This window comes from Streptomyces anulatus (assembly GCF_000721175.1).
In the GTDB taxonomy this organism is placed as follows: Bacteria; Actinomycetota; Actinomycetes; order Streptomycetales; family Streptomycetaceae; genus Streptomyces; species Streptomyces anulatus_C.
In genome coordinates, this window is sequence record NZ_JOEZ01000029.1 from 58,099 (window position 1) to 79,453 (window position 21,355).

17 protein-coding genes are annotated in these 21,355 nt (G+C 69.9%); 10 read left to right on the plus strand and 7 right to left on the minus strand.

From position 1 onward, the window contains the following. Positions 1-148 precede the first annotated feature (148 nt). From IG90_RS0129110 to IG90_RS0129120, 3 genes are read left to right on the plus strand one after another with little or no spacing between them, the layout of a single operon-like run. Positions 149-2,929 (plus strand): non-ribosomal peptide synthetase, encoded by a 2,781-nt coding sequence (locus IG90_RS0129110; protein WP_030590841.1) that lies wholly within the window; start codon positions 149-151, stop codon positions 2,927-2,929. Continuing rightward, the gene (locus IG90_RS0129115) at positions 2,926-3,852 is read left to right on the plus strand and encodes an NAD-dependent epimerase/dehydratase family protein (RefSeq protein ID WP_033894734.1); all 927 of its coding nucleotides are present in this window, start codon (positions 2,926-2,928) and stop codon (positions 3,850-3,852) included. The genes IG90_RS0129110 and IG90_RS0129115 overlap by 4 nt, the downstream gene beginning before the upstream one ends. Positions 3,853-3,877: 25 nt before the next feature. Further along, a complete protein-coding gene (locus IG90_RS0129120) occupies positions 3,878-4,282 on the plus strand; it encodes a nuclear transport factor 2 family protein (RefSeq protein WP_030590847.1) in 405 nt (134 codons plus the stop codon). 161 nt (positions 4,283-4,443) lie between these two features. Here the strand turns inward: IG90_RS0129120 and IG90_RS0129125 are convergent, their stop codons facing one another. The 3 genes from IG90_RS0129125 to IG90_RS0129135 all read right to left on the minus strand — a co-directional run bounded on the left by IG90_RS0129125 (position 4,444) and on the right by IG90_RS0129135 (position 7,372). Beyond that, on the minus strand, positions 4,444-5,604 hold the full coding sequence (locus tag IG90_RS0129125; RefSeq protein ID WP_030590850.1) for an MAB_1171c family putative transporter: 1,161 nt from the start codon (positions 5,602-5,604) through the stop codon (positions 4,444-4,446). Positions 5,605-5,698: 94 nt separating this feature from the next. Continuing rightward, complete coding sequence (locus tag IG90_RS0129130) at positions 5,699-6,502, minus strand: LuxR family transcriptional regulator (protein WP_030590853.1); 804 nt, start codon at positions 6,500-6,502, stop codon at positions 5,699-5,701. Positions 6,503-6,598: 96 nt separating this feature from the next. Next, positions 6,599-7,372, minus strand: coding sequence for a DNA-binding response regulator (locus IG90_RS0129135; RefSeq protein ID WP_233436109.1), 774 nt, complete (start codon positions 7,370-7,372; stop codon positions 6,599-6,601). 242 nt (positions 7,373-7,614) lie between these two features. Here IG90_RS0129135 and IG90_RS0129140 point away from each other — a divergent pair, with 242 nt between their 5' ends. Continuing rightward, positions 7,615-8,055, plus strand: a complete 441-nt coding sequence (locus IG90_RS0129140; protein ID WP_030590859.1) for a helix-turn-helix domain-containing protein — start codon at positions 7,615-7,617, stop codon at positions 8,053-8,055. Next, positions 8,052-8,618 (plus strand): toxin, encoded by a 567-nt coding sequence (locus tag IG90_RS0129145; RefSeq protein WP_030590863.1) that lies wholly within the window; start codon positions 8,052-8,054, stop codon positions 8,616-8,618. The genes IG90_RS0129140 and IG90_RS0129145 overlap by 4 nt, the downstream gene beginning before the upstream one ends. Positions 8,619-8,698: 80 nt before the next feature. Here IG90_RS0129145 and IG90_RS0129150 read toward each other — a convergent pair whose 3' ends face one another. The 3 genes from IG90_RS0129150 to IG90_RS0129160 all read right to left on the minus strand — a co-directional run bounded on the left by IG90_RS0129150 (position 8,699) and on the right by IG90_RS0129160 (position 13,908). After that, complete coding sequence (locus IG90_RS0129150; RefSeq protein WP_030590866.1) at positions 8,699-12,178, minus strand: aminotransferase class I/II-fold pyridoxal phosphate-dependent enzyme; 3,480 nt, start codon at positions 12,176-12,178, stop codon at positions 8,699-8,701. Positions 12,179-12,249: 71 nt separating this feature from the next. Further along, the gene (locus IG90_RS0129155) at positions 12,250-13,191 is read right to left on the minus strand and encodes an NAD-dependent epimerase/dehydratase family protein (protein WP_030590869.1); all 942 of its coding nucleotides are present in this window, start codon (positions 13,189-13,191) and stop codon (positions 12,250-12,252) included. Between the two features lie 66 nt (positions 13,192-13,257). Beyond that, positions 13,258-13,908, minus strand: coding sequence for a TetR/AcrR family transcriptional regulator (locus IG90_RS0129160; RefSeq protein WP_030590872.1), 651 nt, complete (start codon positions 13,906-13,908; stop codon positions 13,258-13,260). 68 nt (positions 13,909-13,976) lie between these two features. On the opposite strand from IG90_RS0129160, the gene IG90_RS0129165 reads away from it, so the two are divergent. Beyond that, positions 13,977-14,687: an SGNH/GDSL hydrolase family protein gene (locus IG90_RS0129165; protein ID WP_051860298.1), complete on the plus strand. Its 711-nt coding sequence runs from the start codon at positions 13,977-13,979 to the stop codon at positions 14,685-14,687. Between the two features lie 227 nt (positions 14,688-14,914). On the opposite strand, the gene IG90_RS0129170 is transcribed toward IG90_RS0129165, so the two are convergent. Next, complete coding sequence (locus IG90_RS0129170; protein ID WP_324604312.1) at positions 14,915-15,787, minus strand: helix-turn-helix transcriptional regulator; 873 nt, start codon at positions 15,785-15,787, stop codon at positions 14,915-14,917. Between the two features lie 220 nt (positions 15,788-16,007). Here IG90_RS0129170 and IG90_RS0129175 point away from each other — a divergent pair, with 220 nt between their 5' ends. The 4 genes from IG90_RS0129175 (at position 16,008) to IG90_RS0129190 (ending at position 21,305) form a co-directional block, all read left to right on the plus strand. Beyond that, entirely contained in the window at positions 16,008-16,916 is a 909-nt protein-coding gene (locus IG90_RS0129175; protein WP_030590880.1) for an NADP-dependent oxidoreductase, read from the plus strand. 147 nt (positions 16,917-17,063) lie between these two features. Next, positions 17,064-18,950, plus strand: coding sequence for an AMP-dependent synthetase/ligase (locus IG90_RS0129180; RefSeq protein ID WP_030590884.1), 1,887 nt, complete (start codon positions 17,064-17,066; stop codon positions 18,948-18,950). A 304-nt stretch (positions 18,951-19,254) separates the two neighbouring features. Continuing rightward, positions 19,255-19,725 carry a MerR family transcriptional regulator gene (locus IG90_RS0129185; protein WP_051860299.1) on the plus strand — a complete coding sequence of 157 codons (471 nt, stop codon included), beginning with the start codon at positions 19,255-19,257 and terminating at the stop codon, positions 19,723-19,725. 734 nt (positions 19,726-20,459) lie between these two features. Continuing rightward, positions 20,460-21,305: an AfsR/SARP family transcriptional regulator gene (locus IG90_RS0129190; RefSeq protein ID WP_051860300.1), complete on the plus strand. Its 846-nt coding sequence runs from the start codon at positions 20,460-20,462 to the stop codon at positions 21,303-21,305. Positions 21,306-21,355: the final 50 nt, after the last annotated feature.

Here is a 21,355-nt window from a genome sequence, read left to right on the forward strand (position 1 = left end):
CCACGAACGGCCCCGAGGTCCGCCCGGCGAACGCCCTGTCCACTAGATGTCACCCTGTGTCCACTAAATGCCATCCCGCGCCACCCGCGGCGGCCGGACCCTACTGTTCTCCCGTGACTCGCACGACCGGCCGGACGTGGACACGAGAATGAAGGGGACCGGAGGGAAAGTGACCGATTCGCCGCCGCGCACCATCGCCGGCCTACTGACCCGGGCAGCGCAGAACCATCCGGATTCGGGACTTGACTACTGCCGGGGCGGCGCATCCGCCCCGTACGTTTCCCAGAGATATCCGGAGTTGCTGAGACAGTCCCGCGAAATTCTCGCCGGACTGCGGTCACGCGGACTCGTGGCGCGGGACAAGGTCGTGCTGTGCCTGGAGCACCCGGGGGAATTCCTCCCCGCCTTCTGGGCCTGCGTACTGGGCGGTTTCGTGCCCTGCCCGGTCGCGCCGGTACTCGGCGATCCGGAGCGCTGGACCGCTCAGCTCCGCCATGTCGACCGGCTGCTGGACAAGCCCCTGATCGTCACCGGTGCTTCGCTCGCCGCCGAACTGCCCCGGGTCGACGGGGTCTCCGTCTCCACACTGGATTCGCTGTACGGACATGAGCCGGCCACCGAGCTGCACGAGGCGGCCCCCGAGGACACGGCCGTGCTGGTCCTGACGTCGGGTTCCACCGGCAACTCCAAGGCGGTCGAGCTCACCCACGCCAATCTGCTGGCGTCCATGGCGGGCAAGAACGGCGCCCACCGGCTCACCCCGGCGGACACCACCCTCAACTGGATCTCCTTCGACCATGTGGCGGCCCTGCTCGAATGCCATCTGCTGCCGATGTACGTGGGCTGCCGGCAGCTGCACGTCGAAGCGGCGGTGATAGTCGGCGAGCCCCTGGAGTTCCTGAGGCTCCTGTCCCGGCACGGCGTCACGATGACCTTCACCCCCAACTTCCTGCTGGGTCTGCTGAATTCGTCCGACATCGGCGCCGAGACCTTCGACCTGAGCCGGGTGCGCCACATCATCAGCGGCGGTGAGGCCGTGGTCGTCGCCACCGGCCGTGCCTTCCTCGACCGCTTCGCCCCGCACGGCCTCGCCCCCGACGCTCTGTGGCCGGCCTTCGGGATGACCGAGACCTGCGCGGGGAGCATCTACTCCCGCGGCTTCCCGCGGACGGACGCCCACGCGGAGTTCGCCAACCTCGGGACCCCCGTCGAGCGGCTGAGCATCCGCGTCGCCGACGAGCGTGGCCGGGCACTGCCGGAGGGCGGCGTCGGCGAGCTCCAGCTCTCCGGCCCCATGATCAGCCCCGGCTACCACAACGACGAGCAGGCCACCGCCGAATCCCGCACCGCCGACGGCTGGTTCCGCAGCGGTGACCTGGGACGCATCGACGAGGGCCGGCTGACCCTGGTGGGACGCAGCAAGGACAGCGTCATCGTCAACGGGGTCAACTACTTCAGCCATGACCTCGAAGCCGTGCTCGAACAGCTGGAAGGGGTGGCGGGATCCTATGTCGCCGCCTTCCCCACCCGGCCCGCCGGGAGCGACACGGAGCACCTGGTGATCGCCTTCCACCCGGCGCCGGAAGCCGCCGCCCCGGGCGACGAGACGCACCTCTTCCGGGTGCTGGCCGCGGTGCGCAGCACCACGGTGATGCACTGGGGATTCCGACCGGCCCTGATCCTTCCGCTGCCGAAGGACGCCTTCCCCAAGACCAGCCTCGGCAAGATCCGGCGTGCGCTGATGCGCGAGCGGCTGGAGGCCGGTGCCTATGACGGGGCCGTGCGGGAGGTGGCCGAGGTCAACCTGCGCAGGCTCGGCGGCTACACGGCCCCCGAGGGCGAGACCGAGCGGGTACTGGCCGAGATCTACGCCGAGCTGTTCGACACCGATCCCGGCTCGATCAGTGCCCACGCGAACTTCTTCGACCTGGGCGGGACGTCACTGGACATCCTGCGGCTGCGCAACAAGGTCGCCCGGCGACTGGACGCCCACGGTCTCCAGATCATCCACGTCCTGACGGCGCCCACCGTGCGCATGCTCGCCTCGAAGCTGGCCGGGGACGCGCAGCCGGACACGTGGGCGTACGACCCGGTCGTGCCGATGCAGCTCAGCGGCGACAAGACCCCGCTGTTCTGCGTACACCCGGGTGTCGGCGAAGTACTGGTCTTCGTCAACCTCGCCCAGTACTTCGTGGGCGACCGCCCCTTCTACGCACTGCGCGCCCGCGGCTTCAACGAGGGCGAGAAGCCCTTCACCAGCTTCGAGGAGATGGTGGACACGTACGTGGCCGCCATCCGCGAGCGTCAGCCGCACGGCCCGTACGCGGTCGCCGGGTACTCCTTCGGCGGCGCGGTGGCCTTCGAGATGGCCAAGGTCCTGGAGGCGGCCGGCGAGCGGGTGGACTTCGTCGGCAGCTTCAACCTCCCGCCGCACATCAAGTACCGCATGAACGAACTCGACTTCGTCGAGACCGCGGTGAATCTCGCCTTCTTCCTCGGCCTCATCGACAAGCAGCAGTCCCTCGACCTGCCCGAGCAGTTGCGCGCACTGCCGTGGGAGGAACGGTCGGCCCGCCTCATCGAGATCGCCCCACCGGACAGGATCGTGGAACTCGACCTCGATCCGCAGAGGTTCTGCGCCTGGGCACAGCTCGCGGACGGCCTCACCGACCTCGGCCGCGGCTATGAGCCGAGCGGCAGGGTCCGGTCCATGAGCGTCTTCTACGCCGTTCCGCTGCGCGGTTCCAAGGAGGACTGGCTGCGCGACGAACTGCGCCGCTGGGACGAGCACACCACCGGGGCCAACCGGTACGTCGACGTGCCGGGTGAGCACTACACGCTCATGGGCCCCCGGCATGTGGCCGCCTTCCAGGCGATTCTGCGCCGGGAACTCGATCTGTCCATGGGCGATGTGGAGGCACAGCGGTGAGCGCCAGGAAAATTCTGATCACCGGCGGTACGGGTCAGGTCGCCCGGCCGCTGGCCGAAGCACTGGCCTGCGAGAACGAAGTCTGGTGCCTGGGCAGGTTCGGCGCGCCGGACATCGAGCGGCAGCTGAACGTCCAGGGCATCAACACCTGGCGCTGGGACATGGACGACCTCTCCCAGGACGGTCTCATAGGCCTCCCCAGGGACTTCACCCATGTGGTGCACTCCGCCGTCCGGCGCGGTGAGGACGGCGACTTCAACGCCGCCATCGAGGTCAACTCGGTCGCCGCGGGGCGGCTGATGACGCACTGCCGGACCGCCGAAGGCTTCCTGTACGTCTCCACCGGCGCCGTCTACTCCCGGCAGTCCCTCGATCACGCGTACACCGAGACCGACCCCGTCGACGGGGTGGCGGACTGGCTCCCCGCCTATCCGGTCGGCAAGATCGCGACCGAGGGCGCGGTACGGGCGTTCGCCCGGGTCCTCGGCCTCCCCACCACCATCGCACGGCTCAACATCGCGTACGGGCCGAACGGTTACGGCGGGGTTCCCCTGCTGTACTTCAAGCGGATGCTGGCCGGTGAGCCCATTCCCGTACCTCTGGACGGGCGGCAGAACTGGTTCTCCCCGCTGTACGCCGACGACCTCGTGGCCCAGGTCCCCCGGCTGTGGGAGGCCGCTTCGGTCCCGGCCACGCTGGTCAACTGGGGCGGTGACGAATCTGTCGGCATGACCGACTGCATTCGGTACATGGAGCGTCTCACCGGAGTTCCGGCGAAGCTCGTGGAGAGCGAAGTGACCAGGGAGACCTATCGGTTCGACCCGACGCTACGGCGGAGGCTGACCGGCCCCTGCACGACGAGCTGGCGCGACGGCATCCGCCGCACCTTCGAAGCGCTCCAGCCCGAACACCTCGAGCACTGACGGACCGGGAGAGGTTCACAGACCTGTGCCACACGAGACGGACCATCTGGAAGTGATCCACGCCGCCTACCACGCCTTCCACACGCGCGATGTGGAGGCGCTGCTGGCCACGCTCGACCCCGCGGTCGAGTGGGTGCACCCCGCCGGGATGGCGCGGTACGGCCTCGGCGGGACCAGGGTCGGACACGCCGGCGTGCGGGAGTTCCTGTCCGAGGTCCCTGCCGTGCTGAGCGGAATGCGGCTGGAGCCACGGGAATTCCTCCGCTCGGGCGACCGGGTGGTGGTGTTCGGCGTACGGCGGGTCACCTCGTTGAGCGGCCACACCGAGACCCTCGACTTCGTCCACTCCTGGACGCTGCGCGACGGCCGGGCCGTACGCATGGAGGACATCTTCGACACGGTGCGGTTCGCGCGCCTGATCGACACCTGAGAAGCGGGAAACACGCCGGTCCGGCCGCGGTCCGAGCAGATCCGATGCCGCGGACCGCCATGTACCCATCGACGCGGAGAACACCGCCGTGCCGACTGAGCTCCACCTCGACTCCAGCGCCCGGAGGCACGGGCCCAGGTGCGGGCGGCGGCCCGGAACGCTCAGCCCGACCTGCCGAGCTCCCGGTAGACCGACGCGACCTTGGTGAGCCAGGCCACCTCGGCGGTGAAGTTGACCGTGTCCCGGTCGTCGAAATCCCCCACGTCCTTGCTGTCGTGGGGGGCGGCGCCGGTGCGCTTGGCGTGCAGGGCCTGTCGGATCTGTGCCGCTTCGACGAAGGCCTGCCGCTCCTCTTCACCCGTCCCCGCACCTGCCGCGCCCTCGGCACCGTGGGCGGTGCGGTCGATGTAGGGCCGCAGTTCCCGCCAGCCGTCCCGTATTTCGACGGCCCGGCGGTGCAGACGGTAGCGGAGATCGAAGACCGAGGCCGGCCTCGGCGGTTCCAGGGCGATGTCCGGGGAGGACTCGTACAGGTCCCGCCAGAGCGGATACAGGGTCCGGTAGGAGTGGTAACTGGACACCCATTGACACGACTTGTCCAGCCTCCCCTCCCAGGAGGGGATGGTCAGGCCCAGCGAGAGAACGACGATGCCCACCGCACTGAACACGGAGGCCGCGCCCTGCCACCCCCCGATGTCGATCCCCCACGCCGCGGTGAGCACGTTGGCCGTCCTGGCCAGGCAGTACAGGAAGAGGATCGCCGCGGCCACCGACAGCAGCCGCAGGGCCTGGCGCAGCGAGGCCTTGGACGTCATACGGGCGTAGGTCCCGCACTGACGGAAGATGGTGACGCACGGAACCGCCTGGGACACGATGAAGACCATGAGGTAGAGGAGGACCAGCGGCTGCCCGCTGCCGGTGCCGAAGTCCGACGCCGGCCGGTCCGTCCCGTCGGCGAGGAGGAACAGTGCGGTCAGCAGCACGCTCAGTGTGATTCCGGCGGCCCGCCAGTAACGGGCCTTGCGCGCGGCCTCCTTCGGCCCCTCGGCCCAGCGCAGCAGGATGATCTGGGCACTGACACAGAACGCGACGGCCGACACGTGCATCGCCAGCACGGCCAGGTTCCCCACGCCCAGGAAGCTGTCGCTCACCATGGCGGCGGTGCCCATCGTGAAGGTGAGGCACTGGAACAGCAGCGTGGCGAGGAGCGCACGGTAGGAGCTGTCCCGCCGGCTGCGCCGCAGCTGGCACAGCCGGTAGGTGAGGGCCGCGTAGGAGGAGAGCGCCGCGACGACGAAGCAGAGGGTCCTGACGGTGTTCAAAGCCTGGCTCCCGACCGGTGCCGAGCGGCACGTGGTTGACTCGGTCCCGGTGTTCTCCCGCCCCGCGGAGCTACGCCCCGGGACACCGAGCGGTTCAGCGGTTCGGACGCCCCGTCGGGGGTCGGCTCGCGGAGGAGCGCGGGGGCGGGAGCAGACCGAGTTCGGCGGCCCGCACTCCGGCCTGGAAGCGGGAGCTCGCCCCGAGGAGGGACATGACCTCGGCCACGTGACGCCGGTAGGTCCGCACGGAGACGGCGTTCTCGCGCGCCGCGATCTCGTCGGTGACCCCGCTTTCCAGAGCGGCGAGTACGCGCTGGACGAGAGCCGCCCGGTCCCGGCCGTCGAAGACGGTGTTCTCGCCGGCGGGCGCCGCGTCGCCCCATACGCTCTGGAAGAACGCCTGGAGGGTGCGCAGCACCTCCGGCACCCGGATCACGGAGGCCCTTCGGCCGACCGCGGACTCGGTGACCACGAAGGCGGTGCCGCCGTCGATGATGATCGCCTGCAGCGGGGGCATCCGCGCGACGCGGACCTCCACCGGCCGTTCCCTGCCGAACTGTTCGCGCGCGAATTCGTCGTCGAGCAGGGCCGGGGTGGTCAGCAGGCGGATACCGACCCCGTCGGCCGCGGTGTGGAGCAGGTCCCGTTCCACCCGATCCGAGTGCCGCGCCGCCTGGTCCGAGGCGCTCGGACGCCGCGCATGAACGATGTCGATGCTGCGGGTGGCCCCGTTGATCAGGTTCTGCGCGGTGTCCAGCACCGTGCCGTACTCGCTGTCCACCGAGGCGATCAGCTGCTCCTGGACGGTGTGGTCGCGGTGGATGGCGACGGACGACTCGATGAGCGCCTGCACCTCGAGCAGCGCCAGTTCCAGTTTGTCCTCGCGTCGGTCCGGCACGTCCGCTCGTCCTCTCCTGTTCGCATCACGCCGGGGGCGCCGCACCCGGTGCGGTGCGGCGCCCCGGTACACGGTCCGGTAAGGGGCACGGCCCGATCAAGCGGGCAGCAGGCCGAGCTGCACCGCGCGGGCCCCGGCCTGGAACCGGGAGATGGCGTCGAGGTCGCGCAGTATCTCCGCGACGTACCGCCGGTAGGTGCGCAGCGACACGTTGATCTCGTGTGCGGCCGCCTCGTCCGTGTGCCCCGCACGCAGCCGCTCCAGGATCTTGCGGACGAGTTCCACGCGCAGGCGCGGGTTGAGCCGCATGTGGTCCCCGAGCTTTCGCGCCACGCCCCAGGCTCCCGCGAAGAGCAGTTCCAGGGCACGGACCGTGGCCATATCGTTCACGACGGCAAATTGCTCGCCGGTTCCCGGGCGGTTCGCCGGTACCAGCGCCGCCACGCTGTCGACGACGAGGATCGCGCGGAGTTCGCTGTCGGACACCCGCACCTCCGTCTGCGCTTCCGGGAGTTCGCCCAGCCGGCCGGCCGCGGCAGCCGCGACCTCGGCCGTGCACAGCACCCGTACGGTCGCCCGCCCGGGGTTCTCGCTCAGGACCCGCAGGACCGACTCGGTGAACGCGCCGGGACCGGTGAGCGTGACCGCCACGGCGTGGTGCCCCCGGGTGATCAACTGCTGCATGAACTCGTCCATCTGGGCGACGCTGTTCCGTGCGACCACCGAATCGCTCACCAGGCGCCGGCGGTGCATCAGGACCGTCGATTCGATCAGGGACCTGGCCTGGAGCAGTGCCCGCTCCAGCTGGACGGCCTGTTCGCCGACCGCCCGGCCTTCCGTCGCATGCAGGTCCGGTCGGTCAATTACCACTCCCACTGTACCTGCCCCCTGTTGCGCTGCCGACGAGTGCTCTCCCGCTCGGCTCGTCCCACGACGGCCCCCCTGGCCGACCTGGTTGGCTGTCAACTCCGCTTCCCAGCAGCAAAGTTAGCTGACAGCTACTCGCGAGGCCCACATTGGCGGAATCTCGTCGGATTGTCAACTGAGAGCTAATCTGCAAAACTGGTGAGTAACTGTGAGCTACACAGAGGGGGGAAGAAAGGAGATTCGCAGTGTCCAAAACAGATGACCGTCCCGTTCTGGCAGTGCGTCTGGACGACCTCTTCAAGACGGTCCGTCCCCAGAGCAAGAACTGGACGAACGCCGAGGTCGCCGAGGAACTGAAGCGGGCCAGCCCCGAACTCAAGGTCGGCGGCGTGTACTTGTCACAGCTGCGGACGGGCGCGCGCTCCAACCCCTCACCCGACCTTCTTGCCGCCCTGGCCCGGTTCTTCGGCGTCTCCGTCGCGTACTTCTTCGACGACACGGTCGCCGAGTCCGTGCTCAACGAGGTCGCCGCCATCGAAGCACTGCGGCAGGCAGGAGTCCGCTCCGTGGCCATGCGAGCCGCCGGGATGGAGAAGGAGAGCCTCCAGGCCGTCATGGCCGTCATGGACCAGTACCGCAGGATGCAGGGCCTGCCGCCGGTCACCGACCTCTCGGAGACCGAGTGAGGGCCGCGGGGAAGGGGCGTGCCGCCGGAAGGAACCGGCGCAGCCAGCTCAGGAGACTCCGCAAGGACGGCGCACGGCGCATAGCCGAGCTCAACCTGCCGTCGGGGGCGGGCGTCGCCGACCTCTGCCGCTACCTCGGCGGAATCCGCAACCGCCCCATCACGCTGGTCCCCCTGCAGATGCCCACCTCCCATCCGTGCGGCATGTGGGTGGCCGCGTGCGACGAGGACCTCATCTTCTACGACGCCAATACCAACAGCGCCCATCAGGAGCACATCATCTTGCATGAGCTGGGGCACATCATCTGCTGCCACAGGGGGGCGGGCTGGCTGGACGAGGCAAGCGCCCGCTCGCTCTTCCCCAACGTCGACCCCGGTCTCGTACGGGACATGCTCCAGCGCACCACGTACGACGACATCCAGGAACAGGAAGCTGAAGTCATCGCCTACCTCCTCTCCGAGCGGATGAGCAGTGCCGGGGAAGAGCAGGGCCCGGCCGTTGCCGACGGTGGGTTCCCCGGGGAGTCCGCCGCACTCCTGCGCGTCGAACGCACCCTGTTCTGAGGCGCGGCGGGCCGGAAGCGGCTTGCACCGCCCTGCCGCGACCACTGCCTCGCGGCCCCGTTCAGCGCGTCCCCGGCGCCTCAGCCCCGGGTGGACGCCACCTCCTCGGCCAGGATCCTCACGGCTCGCCGGATGTCGTCCGCACGGTGCTCACCGGTGACGAAGAACCGCAGTCTCGCCTGCCCCTCCTCCACCGCGGGGTGGAAGATCGCATCGGCGATGACGCCCCTCGCGAACAGCCGGTCGGCGACCCGCAGCGTCCTGGCCGAATCACCCAGGACACACGGCACGATCGGCGTGTGCCCGCTGGTCCCCGTCGCCAGACCGGCCGACACGGCCAGGTCACGGAACAGCTCGGCGTTTCGCCTCAGGGCACGCACCCGCCCGGGCTCCGCGACGATCAGCTCGGTCGCCGCCAGCGCCGCCGCCGCGTTGGCCGGACTCAGCCCGACGCTGTAGACGAATCCGGGCAGCGTGTGCCGCAGCCAGCGCACCATCCGGGCCGAACCCCCCAGGTATCCGCCGCAGCTGGCGAAGGCCTTGGAGAGGGTGCCCATCCACAGGTCGACGCCGGAACGCTCGACACCGAAGAACTCGCCCACACCACGGCCGTGTTCCCCCACCGTGCCGATGCTGTGCGCCTCGTCGACCATCAGCAGGGCGCCGAAACGCTTCTTGAGCTGCATGACGGCAGGCAGGTCGACCAGGTCGCCGTCCATGCTGTAGGCACCCTCGACCACGATGAGCACCCGTTTGAACCGGGACCGGTTGACCTGGAGCAGGTGCTCCAGCTCGCCCATGTCGTTGTGCGCGAACGGACGCCGTGCCGCCCCCGACAGCGCGCAGCCCTGGAGGATGCTGTTGTGGGCGAGCGCGTCGTGGATCACCAGGTCCCCCGCGCCGACGAGGTGGCCCAGCGCCGTCACGTTGGTGGCGTAGCCGCTCACCAGGGCGAGGCAGTCCTCCACACCGAGGAATCCGGCCAGCGCCCGCTCCAGTCGTACCGTCAGGTCCCGTTCCCCGGACAGCACCCGGCTGGCGGAGACCGAGGTCCCGTACCGGTCCACCGCCCGATGCGCGGCCTCACTGACCGCCGGGTGACCCGACAGGCCCAGGTAGTTGTAGCTCCCGAAGGACAGGAACTCCCGGCCCCCGACCACTGTCCTGTCCAGGATGTTTCCCTCGTGGACCCGGAAGTACGGGAAGTCCGCGCCGCTGCTGAGGATCGCTTCCGCCTGCTCCTCGAAGCGGGCCACTTCCGGGAAGTCGTCGACGCATGCGGTCGCGGGACTCCAGCCCCCCGCCTCCTCCGGCGGGAGCGGCTCCGGCACCACGGCTCCCCACTCCGCCTCCGGCCGCCAGGACGGTGGCTCCCCGGGGCCGGGGGGCGGTGTGCGGTACGCACCGACCAGCGTGGTCAGTCGCTCGATCGTCAGGCCGGACGCGTACATCTCGTCGGTGGAGAAGCCGGGGACCCTCTTGGCGATGCCGGCCTCCAGCTCCTGGAGCATCAGGGAGTCGAAACCGAGATCGTTCGTCAGCACCATCGGTCCCCTCAGGTCGAGGAGGGGAACGACACTCGTGCGCGAAACCTCCTCGAACACGACGGACACCCCGGCCCGGCCGTCAGCCGGCACGTCCGCGGAGGCGGCTGCCGGTGCGTACACGGCTGCCGCCCCGGGCGGGCCGGCCTGCTCCGGCGCGTCCCCGATATCGCGGGCCGACAGGTCCACCACCCAGTGATGACGGGGCGCGAGGGGACTCGGCGGCAACGTGCACGGGCGTTCCGGCTCCGTCATCGGACGGAGCCCCCGGCCGGTGACCGCCCGCACCGCAAGGTCGGCCAGCACGCTCGCGCGCTCCTGTTCCGGCAGCGAGCCCGGGGCTGGGACGACGACCCGGGGAAGCGGCTCGCCGGGAGGCACCGTACCGGCCGCCCGCCCGGGGCCGAGCTCCCCGGTGCGGCCGGCCTCCAGGGCCGCGGCTGCCGAGACCAGCCGGTCCGCGGCGGTCGCGGTGTCCTCCACCACCAGGGCCAGGCGTTCCGCGAGGGGGGCCCGCCGGGCCAGGGTGTCCGCCACCCGGGCCGGCGGCAGCCCGTCAGTGACGATGGTGTGCGCCACTTCCCGGGCGTAGCGGGCCAGCCCGGCCCGGTCGCGGGCGCTGAGCACCAGCAGGTGGCTCTCCCTCCTGGGTGCCGGGGCGGCCTGCGGTGCCGGGCTCTCCACCACCGGTGCGGGGCTCTCCTCCACCACCAGGTGGACGCCCGTCCCACCGAAGCCGAAGGCGCTCACCCCCGCCCGGCGCGGCCGCCCCGTGCCGGGCCACGCGGTCGCCGCCGTCGGAACGGTCAGGCCGGCGGCCCGGAGCCCGGAAGGTTCCGCCAGCTCGAACTGCGGCTGCGGCGGTATGACTCCCCGGTGGACCGCCAGGGCGGTCTTGATGAGTCCGGCCATCCCCGCGGCGGCGAGCGAGTGCCCCAGCACCGCTTTCACCGCCCCGAGGAAGGCCGGGGCGCTCTCCGTACCGCGCAGTTCCCGCAGGGCACCCGTCTCGACGGGATCACCGACCCCCGTCCCGGTCCCGTGCGCCTCCAGGTATCCGACGGAGTCCGGGGCCAGGTCCGCGTCGCGGTAGGCCCGTCGCAGCGCGCGCAGTTGACCGGCCGCCTGCGGATGCATGCCTCCTCGGACGGCCCCGTCGTTGGCCGTTCCCACGCCACGGATCACCGCGTACACCCGGTCCCCGGCGGCCTGCGCGTCGGACAGCGGACGCAGGACCAGGACGCCGGCTCCCTCGCCCAGAACGAACCCATCGGCCTCCGCGCCGAACGGCAGGCACCTGCCGCTGCGCGAGACCGCGCCGATACGGCTCAGGCCCACCAGCAGATCGGGCGTGAGAATGAGCTGCGCGCCACCGGCCAGCGCGATGCGGCTGCGGCCCGCGCGCAGCGCGTACACGGCGTTGGCCACGGCCATGAGGCCACCGGAGCACGCCGAGTCCAGCGCATAGCTCTCGCCGTGCAGGCCGAAGACCGAACTGATGGTGTTCGAACCCATGTTGAGCAGGAGCCCGACCACGGACGAGCCGTGCAGCTCGTCCACCGCCCTGACCGTCTCCGGCCACCCCGGGCCGGCCGCCCGAGCCCCGAACTCGCCGCCGGCCAGCTGGCGCATCCGGATCCGCATCGTGCTGAGCTCGCGGTATCCGGACATGGTGAGCGCGGTGACCACCGAGGTCTCCTCACGGTCGAAGCCCTCGGCCTCCCACCCCGCGTCCTGGATCGCCTCGCGCGCCAGGTCGATCAGCAGCCGGTGCTGAGGATCCAGCGACCTGGCCCGGCGCGGCGGAACACCGTAGTGCTCCGCGTCGAAGTGGCCCACGTCCCGCAGCAGCGCCATCGTGTCCGTGTAGACCGAGGACGCGTCACGGACGTCGTCGCTGAGAAGGCCGGCCCTGCGCCATCGCGCGTCCGGAACCGTGCCGAACTGCGCCCGCGGTTCCATGAGGAGCCGCCAGTACTGATTGACGTTCTGTGCCCCTGGAAACCGGCACGCCATCCCCACGATCGCGATGTCGTCACGCTCTGCCCCCGCCGAACCCACTGTGCAGCCCTTTCGCTGTCGCGGTCTCATCCCTTGCCGGCCAGCCGCCCGGCCCACCACGCCGCCACCTCTTCGACCTGCGCGGCCACCGGGGTGGCCCGCACCTCGAACCCGGCCTCGTAAGCGCTGGAGTCGACGACGAACGGCCGGTCGAACTGGTAGCGGATTTCCTTGAGTTCACGCATCAGCGGGGAGAACAGCGCCAGCGCGTCCAGCATCACGGGCGGCAGCCCGCGCACGGCGACCGGTCCCGTTCCCGACGCGGTGGCGAGGAGCGCGACCATCTCACGCACCGACAGCGCGGGCGCCGTCGGGACGTGCCAGGCCCGCCCCCAGGCCCGCTCCTCACCCGCCACCTCCACGAGAGCCCTCGCCACATCGGGCACATAGCTCCAGCTGTGGGGGGCGTCCGGGTCCCCGAGCGTGGAGACCGGTTTGCCGCGCAGCAGACGCGGCACGACCCGCCCGGCCAGGTGTCCGCCGCTCGTCACGCCCGGCCCGAAGAAGTCCGATGCCCGCACCTCGACCGCTCTGATCCGGCCCTGGCGGTGCCGTTCACATGCCTCCTCCCAGCCCGCGGCGCGCGCCCGGCCCTTGGGGCCGGTCGCCGCGAGCGGCAGCGACTCGTCCATCGGACCCCGCACCGGGCCGTAGCCGTAGAGGTTGCCCAGCAGCACCAACACCGCTCCGGACGCCTCGGCGGCCGCACACGCCGACGAAACCAGGGGCGGCCATTCCTTCACCCAGCGGTGATAGGGGGGAGCGGCACAATGGAAGATCGCCTCGGCGCCCTTCGCCACCTCGGTCAGCCGACCGGCGTCCGCCGCGTCCAGCGCGACCTGCTCGACACCTGGCTGGGCGCCGCGCCCCGAGCGCGTCACCACGCGTACCGAATGCCCCTTCGCGGCCAGCAGTCGAGCTGTCTCCGCACCGGCAGGACCGTATCCGACCACCACATAGGAACTCACGCCCGAACACTAACGTGATCAAAGCCGCATCTACTGAAAATCCGATAAGTGAGGGATGGCTCCGCTTCAGGAGATCCTTCGATCGAGCCCGGCCGTGACCGACCGGACCGCCGCGTCGGGCGAGTCTCCGGCCGCGATCGCGAAGTCCCGGGTCATGGCCGACAGGACCTGGTCCGGCCCGTGGACGCCGATGAGGTATCCGGCGTGGGCGAGCTGGGCCAGTCCGTGCATCTGGCAGAAGAGCTGACGCACGAGGAGGTCGGGGTCCGCGTCCTGACGGAAGCGCCCGGCGGCGATACAGCGCCGGATGGCGTCCCGTGGGTGACGCAGGACGTCCACGCCCATCGCGCGGTCCTCGTCCGTGAGCGTGAAGCCGACCAGGGTGGCCCCGCCGAACAGGACGGCGTAGACGTCGAGTTCGACGCGGGCGAACGCCTGGTACACGCCGCAGAGTTCGGCGAGCTCCGCCACCGGGTCCTCGCTCCGGGGCACGGCCTCCACCCGCACCAGGAAGCGGGCGAAGCCTTCACGCGTCAGGGCGCGCACCAACTCGGGCATCGAGCCGAAATGCGTGTAGACCGCCATGGTCGAGGTTTCGGCCTCCTTGGCCAGGCGGCGGGCGCTCAGGGCGGCGGGACCTCCCTCGGACAGAACCCGGGCCGCCTCGCTCAGGAGCCGGCGGCGCACCTCGGACGGATCTCTCTTGGGGGTTGACACCAGCCCATCGTAACGCTGTTATGAACCGGATGTATAACGGCGTTATGAGCCAGAGGAGTGTGTGGGGAATGCTCGAGCTGCCACCGCGAGAGGGACCGCTGCGCCTGTCCGAGGCCGACGGTGACATCCACGGGGTCACCGAAGGGCACGGGCCTCCCCTGCGCCTGGCCGTCCTCGGTGATTCCGCGGCCGCGGGAGTCGGCGCCCTCAGCCACCGGGAGGCGCTCGCCGGGCAACTCGCTCCCGCGCTGACGGCCCTGACCGGTCAGGGCGTGTCCTGGCGGGTGACCGCGCGGTCCGGAGCCACGGTGGAGTCGGTCCGCCGCGGTCTGGTGCCGCAGCTGACCGACCCGCTGACGTGCTGGACGCCCGACCTCGTACTGGTGGCGGTGGGCATCGCCGACGCGCGGCGACTGCGCGGCCCCGTCGCTTTCCGGCGCGATGCCGGGCGCCTCGTACGCGACATCCGCCTGCGCCTGGGCCACGAGGTGCCCGTCGTGTTCGCCGGACTGCCCACCCTCGACCGCGTCGAGTCGGCGGAGCCCAGGACCGACCGGCTGGTCAAGGGTTATCTCTGGCTCCTCGACCGGCAGTTGAGAGCTGTGGCGGCCCGTGAGGCCGCAACCTTCCACCTGCCGGCCGGATGGCCGCCCCGGATCCCCGCGGAATGGCTGGCGGCGGACCGCTTCAACCTCTCGCCGCAGGGCTACCGTGCCTGGGGCCGGACACTGGCCGCAGGCATCGCCCCGCTGGCGGAACAGACGGCCGTCGGCTCCTGAGCGGAACCCTCGACCCGCCGCACGGTCCGGTCGAAGCGGTCACCCACGAGGACGCGCGGAAGAAGCGGGCCGCTGCACGTAGCCGTTCCCGGCGCGGACAAGACCACTTCCCGGGATTCCGCCGGAACATGGTGTGTACGACGCTTCAGTGCTCGCCGGGGGACATGTCCAGAGTTCGAAATCCAGGTCCAGGTCCGACGCGGTATGCCCCCTGTCCGCAAAGCTCCTTACCGCTGGGGGCATGCCGTCGGCGAACCGCTCAGCCGCTTCAACGCGCTCTGCGCGGTGCCGTGGACAGCCGTGAAGACGACCAGCGACTGGCCCTCGTCGCCGGGGAGGGAGAGGGTTTCGTAGGCGAGGTCGAACCTCCCGGCCAGGGGGTGGTCGAAGCTCTTGGTGCCGTACGTCTTCTCCCGGACGTCCTGGGCCGCCCACAGGATCCGGAACTCGGGGCTGCGCGCACTGAGCTCGGCGACGAGGTGCCCCAGACGGGAATGGTGCGCGTGACGCGCGGCGGAGAAGCGCAGGTAGCCGATGGTCTGACGGGCGACCTCATCCCACTGCGGGTACAGGCTGCGCGCCGCGGTGTCCAGGAAGATGTGACGGGCGAGGTTCGATCCGCCTGCCGGCGCATCGGCCAGGCCGGGCACCAGGGCCAGAGCGAGCTCGTTGGCGGCGAGAACGTCCATGCCGGGGTCGACGACGTAGGCGGGCACGGCACGCATCGCGTCCAGCATCCGACGGACATCCGGACGAACCCGTCGGGCCCCGGGGGGCGACGACTCGGCCCGCGGGCGCTGCGGAGGGTGCGCCAGATCGTGCAGATGGGCCCGCTCGGTGGCGTCCAGCCGCAGCACACGGGCCAGGGCCTCCAGCACGGCGTCCGAGGGATTGGTCGCCCGCCCCTGCTCCAGGCGCGTGTAGTAGACGGTGCTCACTCCGGCGAGTCCCGCCACCTCCTCGCGGCGGAGTCCCGGCACCCGCCGCCGGCCCAGCGCCGGAACGCCCGCGGCCTCAGGCGTCACGTGCGACCGCCGTGAACGAAGAAACCTGCCCAGCTCACGTGCCTGCTTCACGGCTCCCCCGGATCCTCTCGGCACAGCGGGACGCTGTCGCCCCCCACCTCGGGCGCCAGTATGCCCTCACCGGGGCAATCTGCTGTGTACCCCGTCAGTACCCCCCACCTCACCACGGTGGGGGGTACTGACGGGGTACTGGTCGGCAGGGTCCTCCCGGTCCACGGTTGAGCTCAGTGCGCACCGCGCACGGTCGTCGCCGCCAGCGGTGTCGGCTCGTTCCCGCCCCCCTGGAGCACCGGTCATGCGAGCAGTAACCTTCTCCCGTCACGGCGACGAAAGCGTCCTGGAACTGACCGAGCAGCCGGTACCGGCCCCCGCGGACGGGCAGCTCCTGATCAAGGTGCGGGCCGCCGGGGTGAACCCCGTCGACTGGAAGTTCCGTGAGGGAGCAGTCGGCACGGACCGCCCCTTCCCCCTGGGCATGGGCTGGGATGTGGCGGGGACGGTCGTCGCGACGACGACGGCCGACGGACCGGCTGTCGGTGACGAGGTGTACGGCATGCTGCCCCTGCCGTACGCCGGCGCCTATCAGGAGTTCGCCGTCCTGCCGGTCGCGGCCGTGGCCCCCAAGCCCGTCGAGCTGTCGTTCGCGCAAGCGGCGGCCGTCCCGCTGGCGGCCCTGACCGCCTGGCAGTCTCTCGACGCCGCACAGCTGACCGCCGGTCAGCGCGTCCTGGTCCACGGTGGCGCGGGTGGGGTCGGCCACTTCGCCGTTCAGCTCGCCAAGGCTCGCGGGGCGCGTGTCGCGGCCACCGCCTCGCCGCGCAACCTCGGTTTCCTGCGCCGGATCGGCGTCGACGAGCCCCTGGACCGCACGGCGGACCACCCGCACGCCATCGAACCGGTCGACGTCGTCATCGACACCGTCGGCGGCCGGACGCAGCAGGAGTCGTGGCGACTGCTGGGTCCGGGCGGCGTGCTCATCACCCTGCCGGAACCGATCGACGAGGCGTACCGCGTCGCGGGTGTCACGGGGCGACGCGTCATCGTCGCTCCGGACGGCGAGGCGCTGCGCCGCGTCGGGCAGCTCATCGACTCGGGAGCGGTCCGCGTCGAGGTCCAGGACGTCCTGCCCCTGGAGAAGGCGGCCGAAGCGCAGCTGATCAGCAGGACCGGGCAGGTCCGCGGCAAGCTCGTGCTCAGCCTCTGACCGGGATCGCGGCCACCCCGGCCGGTCCGGTCGGCTGCCGGCCCCTTACGCGGAGGCGGACTTCCCCATAGTGTGACCACCGCCTGCCAGCTAGTTACCTGTCAGTAAATCACTCGAATATGGGCGCCCCCGGGCCCGGAGGTCAATGTGAGTTCCGCGCAGTCCCTTGTCGACAACCGCCCGGTTTCCGTGGCGCATCTCTTCCTCTCACGGGTCGAAGCCACACCCGGCCAGGAGGCCTACCGCTATCCCGTGCCGGAAGCCGACGGCGCTGCCGGCGCCGAGCAGTGGCACTCGCTGACCTGGGCGCAGACCGCCGAACGCGTCCATGCGATCGCGGCCGGCCTGCTGGCCCTGGGGGTGCGGCCCGAGGAGCGGGTGGCGATCTCCTCCTCCACCCGGGTGGAGTGGATCCTGGCCGACCTGGGCGCGATGTGCGCGGGCGCCGCCACCACCGCCGTCTACCCCAGCACCCATGCCGACGAGACGGTCTACATCCTCTCCGACTCCGGCAGCCGGGCGATCTTCGTCGAGAACGCGGTCCAGCTGGACAAGATCGCCTCCGACATCGACCGCCTGCCCGGGCTCGGCCACGCGATCCTCTTCGATCCCGGGGCGGACCTCCCTCGGGTGGAGGGGCTGGAGGTGCTCTCCCTCGCCGAGCTGGAGAAGCGGGGCACGGCGTACCTGGACGAGCACCCGGACGCGGTCGAGGAGACGGTCCGGGCCATCGAGCGGGAACAGCTCGCCACCCTGATCTACACCTCGGGCACGACGGGCCGCCCCAAGGGCGTGCGCCTGGTGCACGACTGCTGGTCGTACCAGGGGGTCGCCCAGGAGGCCAGCGGGCTGCTGCGCTCCGACGACGTGCAGTTCCTGTGGCTGCCGCTGTCCCACGTGTTCGGCAAGGCCCTGGTCTCCGGCCAGGTCAGGACCGGCCATGTGATGGCGGTGGACGGGCGGATCGACCGGATCATCACCAACCTGCCCGCCGTCCGGCCCACCATGATGGCGTCGGCGCCGCGGATCTTCGAGAAGGTCTACAACGGGATCGCGGGCCGGGCACGAGCCGAGGGAGGAGCCAAGTACAAGATCTTCCTCTGGGCGGCGAAGGTCGCCCGCGACTACGCCCGGACGGAACAGGACAGCAGGGCGGCGACCGGACGGCGCAGGGTGCCCCTGCCGCTCGCCGTGCGGCACGCCGTCGCCGACAAGCTCGTGTACGGCAAGATCCGCGCGGCCTTCGGGGGCAACCTGCGCGGCAGCGTCTCGGGCAGCGCCGCCCTCGCCCCCGACATCGGCTACTTCTTCGCCGGCGCGGGTGTGCCCGTCCTTGAGGGCTACGGCCTCACCGAGACCAGCGCCGCCTGCACCGTCAACCCCGCCGACGACTACCGGGTCGGCACGGTCGGCAAGCCGCTGCCCGGCACCGAGGTCCGTATAGCAGAGGACGGCGAGGTCCTGCTGCGAGGCCCCGGCGTCATGCGCGGCTACCACAATCTTCCGGAGAAGACCGCGGAGGTGCTGGAGAGCGACGGCTGGTTCCGCACCGGCGACATCGGGGAGGTGGACAAGGACGGTTACGTCCGGATCACCGACCGCAAGAAGGACGTGTTCAAGACCTCGGGCGGCAAGTACGTGGCGCCCACCGAGATCGAGGGGCGCTTCAAGGCGATCTGTCCGTTCGTCAGCAACATTCTGGTCATCGGCGACGGCCGCAACTTCTGCTCCGCCCTGATCGCCCTGGACGAAGAAGCGATCACGTCGTGGGCGGCGACCCAGGAACTCGGCGACCTCCCGTATGCCGAGATCGTCTCCTCACCGCAGGTCCACGAGCTGATCGACGGCTTCGTCCAGCGGGTCAACGGCGATCTGCAGCGGTGGCAGACGGTCAAGAAGTTCGCCGTACTCCCGCGCGATCTCGATATCGAGCACGGCGAACTCACCCCGAGTCTCAAGGTCAAGCGGCCCGTCGTGGAGCGTGAGTACGCCCAGGTCATCGACGGAATGTACGAGGGCGCCCGCGAGGCCTGACCCGCAGAGGGCCAGATCGCGTACACCACGACAACAAATCCGGTCAAAGCGACAAAGTGTCGCTTTGACCGGCTCCATTCGGTCGGTTGACCCGGTGGCCAACCGACACAATTACCCTGGTCTGGGCTTTAATACCGCTAGCTGGGGCAGCGTTCCCAGGCGCTTCAAGATCGTTTCCCAGCTCACCGTGACCGGCGGGGTGAGCTGTGGACTCTGAACCTCCGTGTCACTCTCGTCTGCAGCTACCCTGGTGCGGTTCGCGCGTGTGCAGGTTGGCGGGGCGGTAGAGAGGATCCGGGGCGGTATGGCGCAAGAGCGGCACATGCAGATCGGCGAGGTCGCGGAGCGGACAGGATTGTCGTTGCGCACGATCCGGCACTACGAAGAAGTCGGCCTCATCGTCCCCTCCGCCCGCAGCAAGGGCGGCTTCCGTCTCTACACAGAGGCCGACGTCAGTCGACTCATGGTGATTCGGCGCATGAAGCCGCTGGATTTCTCCCTCGAGGAGATGCGTGATCTGCTGGAGATCACTGACCGGCTCGGTGCCCAGGATGATCCGCCCGCGCCTCTGGAGCGTGAGCGACTTCGTGAGCGACTTGACGCGTACCGCAAGGTGGCCGACGCGCGGTGCGAGACCCTGCGCGCGCGACTGGCGATGGCCGAGGACTTTGCCGCCACGCTGCGTGACCGGATGAATGCGGATGTCCGAGCTCGGGCGGCAAGTGAGCAGACTGCTTCCGGAGGGCCCTCTGCGCAAGTTCCGGCTCACGATTGATGAATCCGGTCCTGCCGGCTCGACGTGGCAGAAGGTGTGCGATTCGCGGTCGCAGCCCACGACCCACGCCATTTGGACGCGCGCGACTGGCTGTTGCATCTGTAATCGGACAAGCTGCGTCATGTTCCTGAACTGACCTGCCATCACGCCTCCCCTCGGCGGCAGGTGCGGATGCTGCATGAGTGGCACGGCTCTGACCTGGCCCGACGTTGCTTGTCGGGAGCGGAGTCAAAGCAGGCCTTTACCTGATCGACGGCGGCCGCAGGACGCGCACGAGGTTTCCGCGGTAGGCGCCGCCGGGGCGCGGCGCACGTCCGCGACACACGCCGTCGCGCGCCCGGCGCGGGGAGGGCTCACACCGGCGCTGGACTCTACCCTTACGAGAGGGAAGGGATAGGTGGCGCGGCGGGTGTCACACTCTCGAGTGCAGGCACGGAGAGGCTCCTGGGGGCGTCGAAGGGGAAGTGGAATGCAGGGTCGCGGCGTGGCCGGTTTCGCTTCCTGAGCCCTTGACCCCGAAATTACCGTACGGATACGTTCGGGCATATGCAGAGGTCGCACCTTTGTGTCGCGCTGCGGCGATGGCGCCTCAGCGGTCGGTAATGCGAGCAGGTTTCATGCGTCGTGCACGGCCGCGTGAGACACACACGTGTCAACTGACCAAGGACTTACATGCGAAACCATCTCGCTGCCTGCTGTGCGGTAAATCCAAAGAGTAACGGAGGGAAAGAGCTGTGGACGTCGAAGTTCTCGGGCATGTGGCGCTGAAGGTCGGCGATGAGCGCCGGACACCGAGCGCCCCCAAGGCCAGGCAGGTCCTTGCCTTGTTACTGGTCAACGCAAACAGAATGGTCAGCACGGATGTACTGATCGAAGAGCTGTGGGCCGAGCAGCCTCCTCGGAGCGCGCTCAGTGCGTTGCAGACGTACGTGTTCCAGTTGCGGCAACTGTTGATGAAGATCCGCCCAGGTGAATCCCCGAAGCAAATCCTGGTCACCACGCCGAACGGCTATGAATTCCGCGTCCCATCGGAGAAAGTGGACCTGCAACGCTACGAACGGCATCGCCTGGTCGGCCAGCAAGCCTTTCAAGCAGGCGACAGTTCGGCTACTGTCGAGCAGTTTCGCGCCGCGCTCCATATTTTTGCAGCGCCGCCCCTCGCAAATGTTCGGCGTGGGATACACCTTGAGGCCGAGATTGTCAGGCTGGAAGAGAGCCGTATCGGGGTCCAGGAAACCAGAATCGAAGCGGAACTCGAACTGGGACGCCATCATGAGGTGCTGAGCGAACTGAGCGGGCTGGCTTCGCAGCGTCCGCAGCACGAAGGATTTCACCGTCAGCTGATGCTCGCACTCTACCGTTGTGGCAGACGTCCGCAGGCGCTGAAGGTGTTCAACCAGCTGCGGCAGTCCCTCGTGACCGAGCTTGGACTGGACCCCGAGCTGCAAATGCTGCAGCAGGCGATTCTGTCCGCAGACCCTCGACTGGACACTGCTGAGCGGGTTCCGTTCCTGCACACGACCACCGATCCGGTTCTTCTGCAGGTCCCGTGGCCGACGGCCGGCCCCTGGAAGGTGTGAGGCGCAGTGGCGGCTGAGCGCCTGGTCGCCGCATCGTGCCGGCCGAGGGT

Bases quoted from the DNA above. Each gene is read 5' to 3' on its own strand.
- IG90_RS0129110 (WP_030590841.1), top strand. From the start codon at position 149: ATGAAGGGGACCGGAGGGAAAGTGACCGATTCGCCGCCGCGCACCATC.
- IG90_RS0129150 (WP_030590866.1), bottom strand. From the start codon at position 12,178: ATGGCGTGCCGGTTTCCAGGGGCACAGAACGTCAATCAGTACTGGCGG.
- IG90_RS0129165 (WP_051860298.1), top strand. From the start codon at position 13,977: ATGCTCGAGCTGCCACCGCGAGAGGGACCGCTGCGCCTGTCCGAGGCC.
- IG90_RS0129175 (WP_030590880.1), top strand. From the start codon at position 16,008: ATGCGAGCAGTAACCTTCTCCCGTCACGGCGACGAAAGCGTCCTGGAA.
- IG90_RS0129185 (WP_051860299.1), top strand. From the start codon at position 19,255: ATGGCGCAAGAGCGGCACATGCAGATCGGCGAGGTCGCGGAGCGGACA.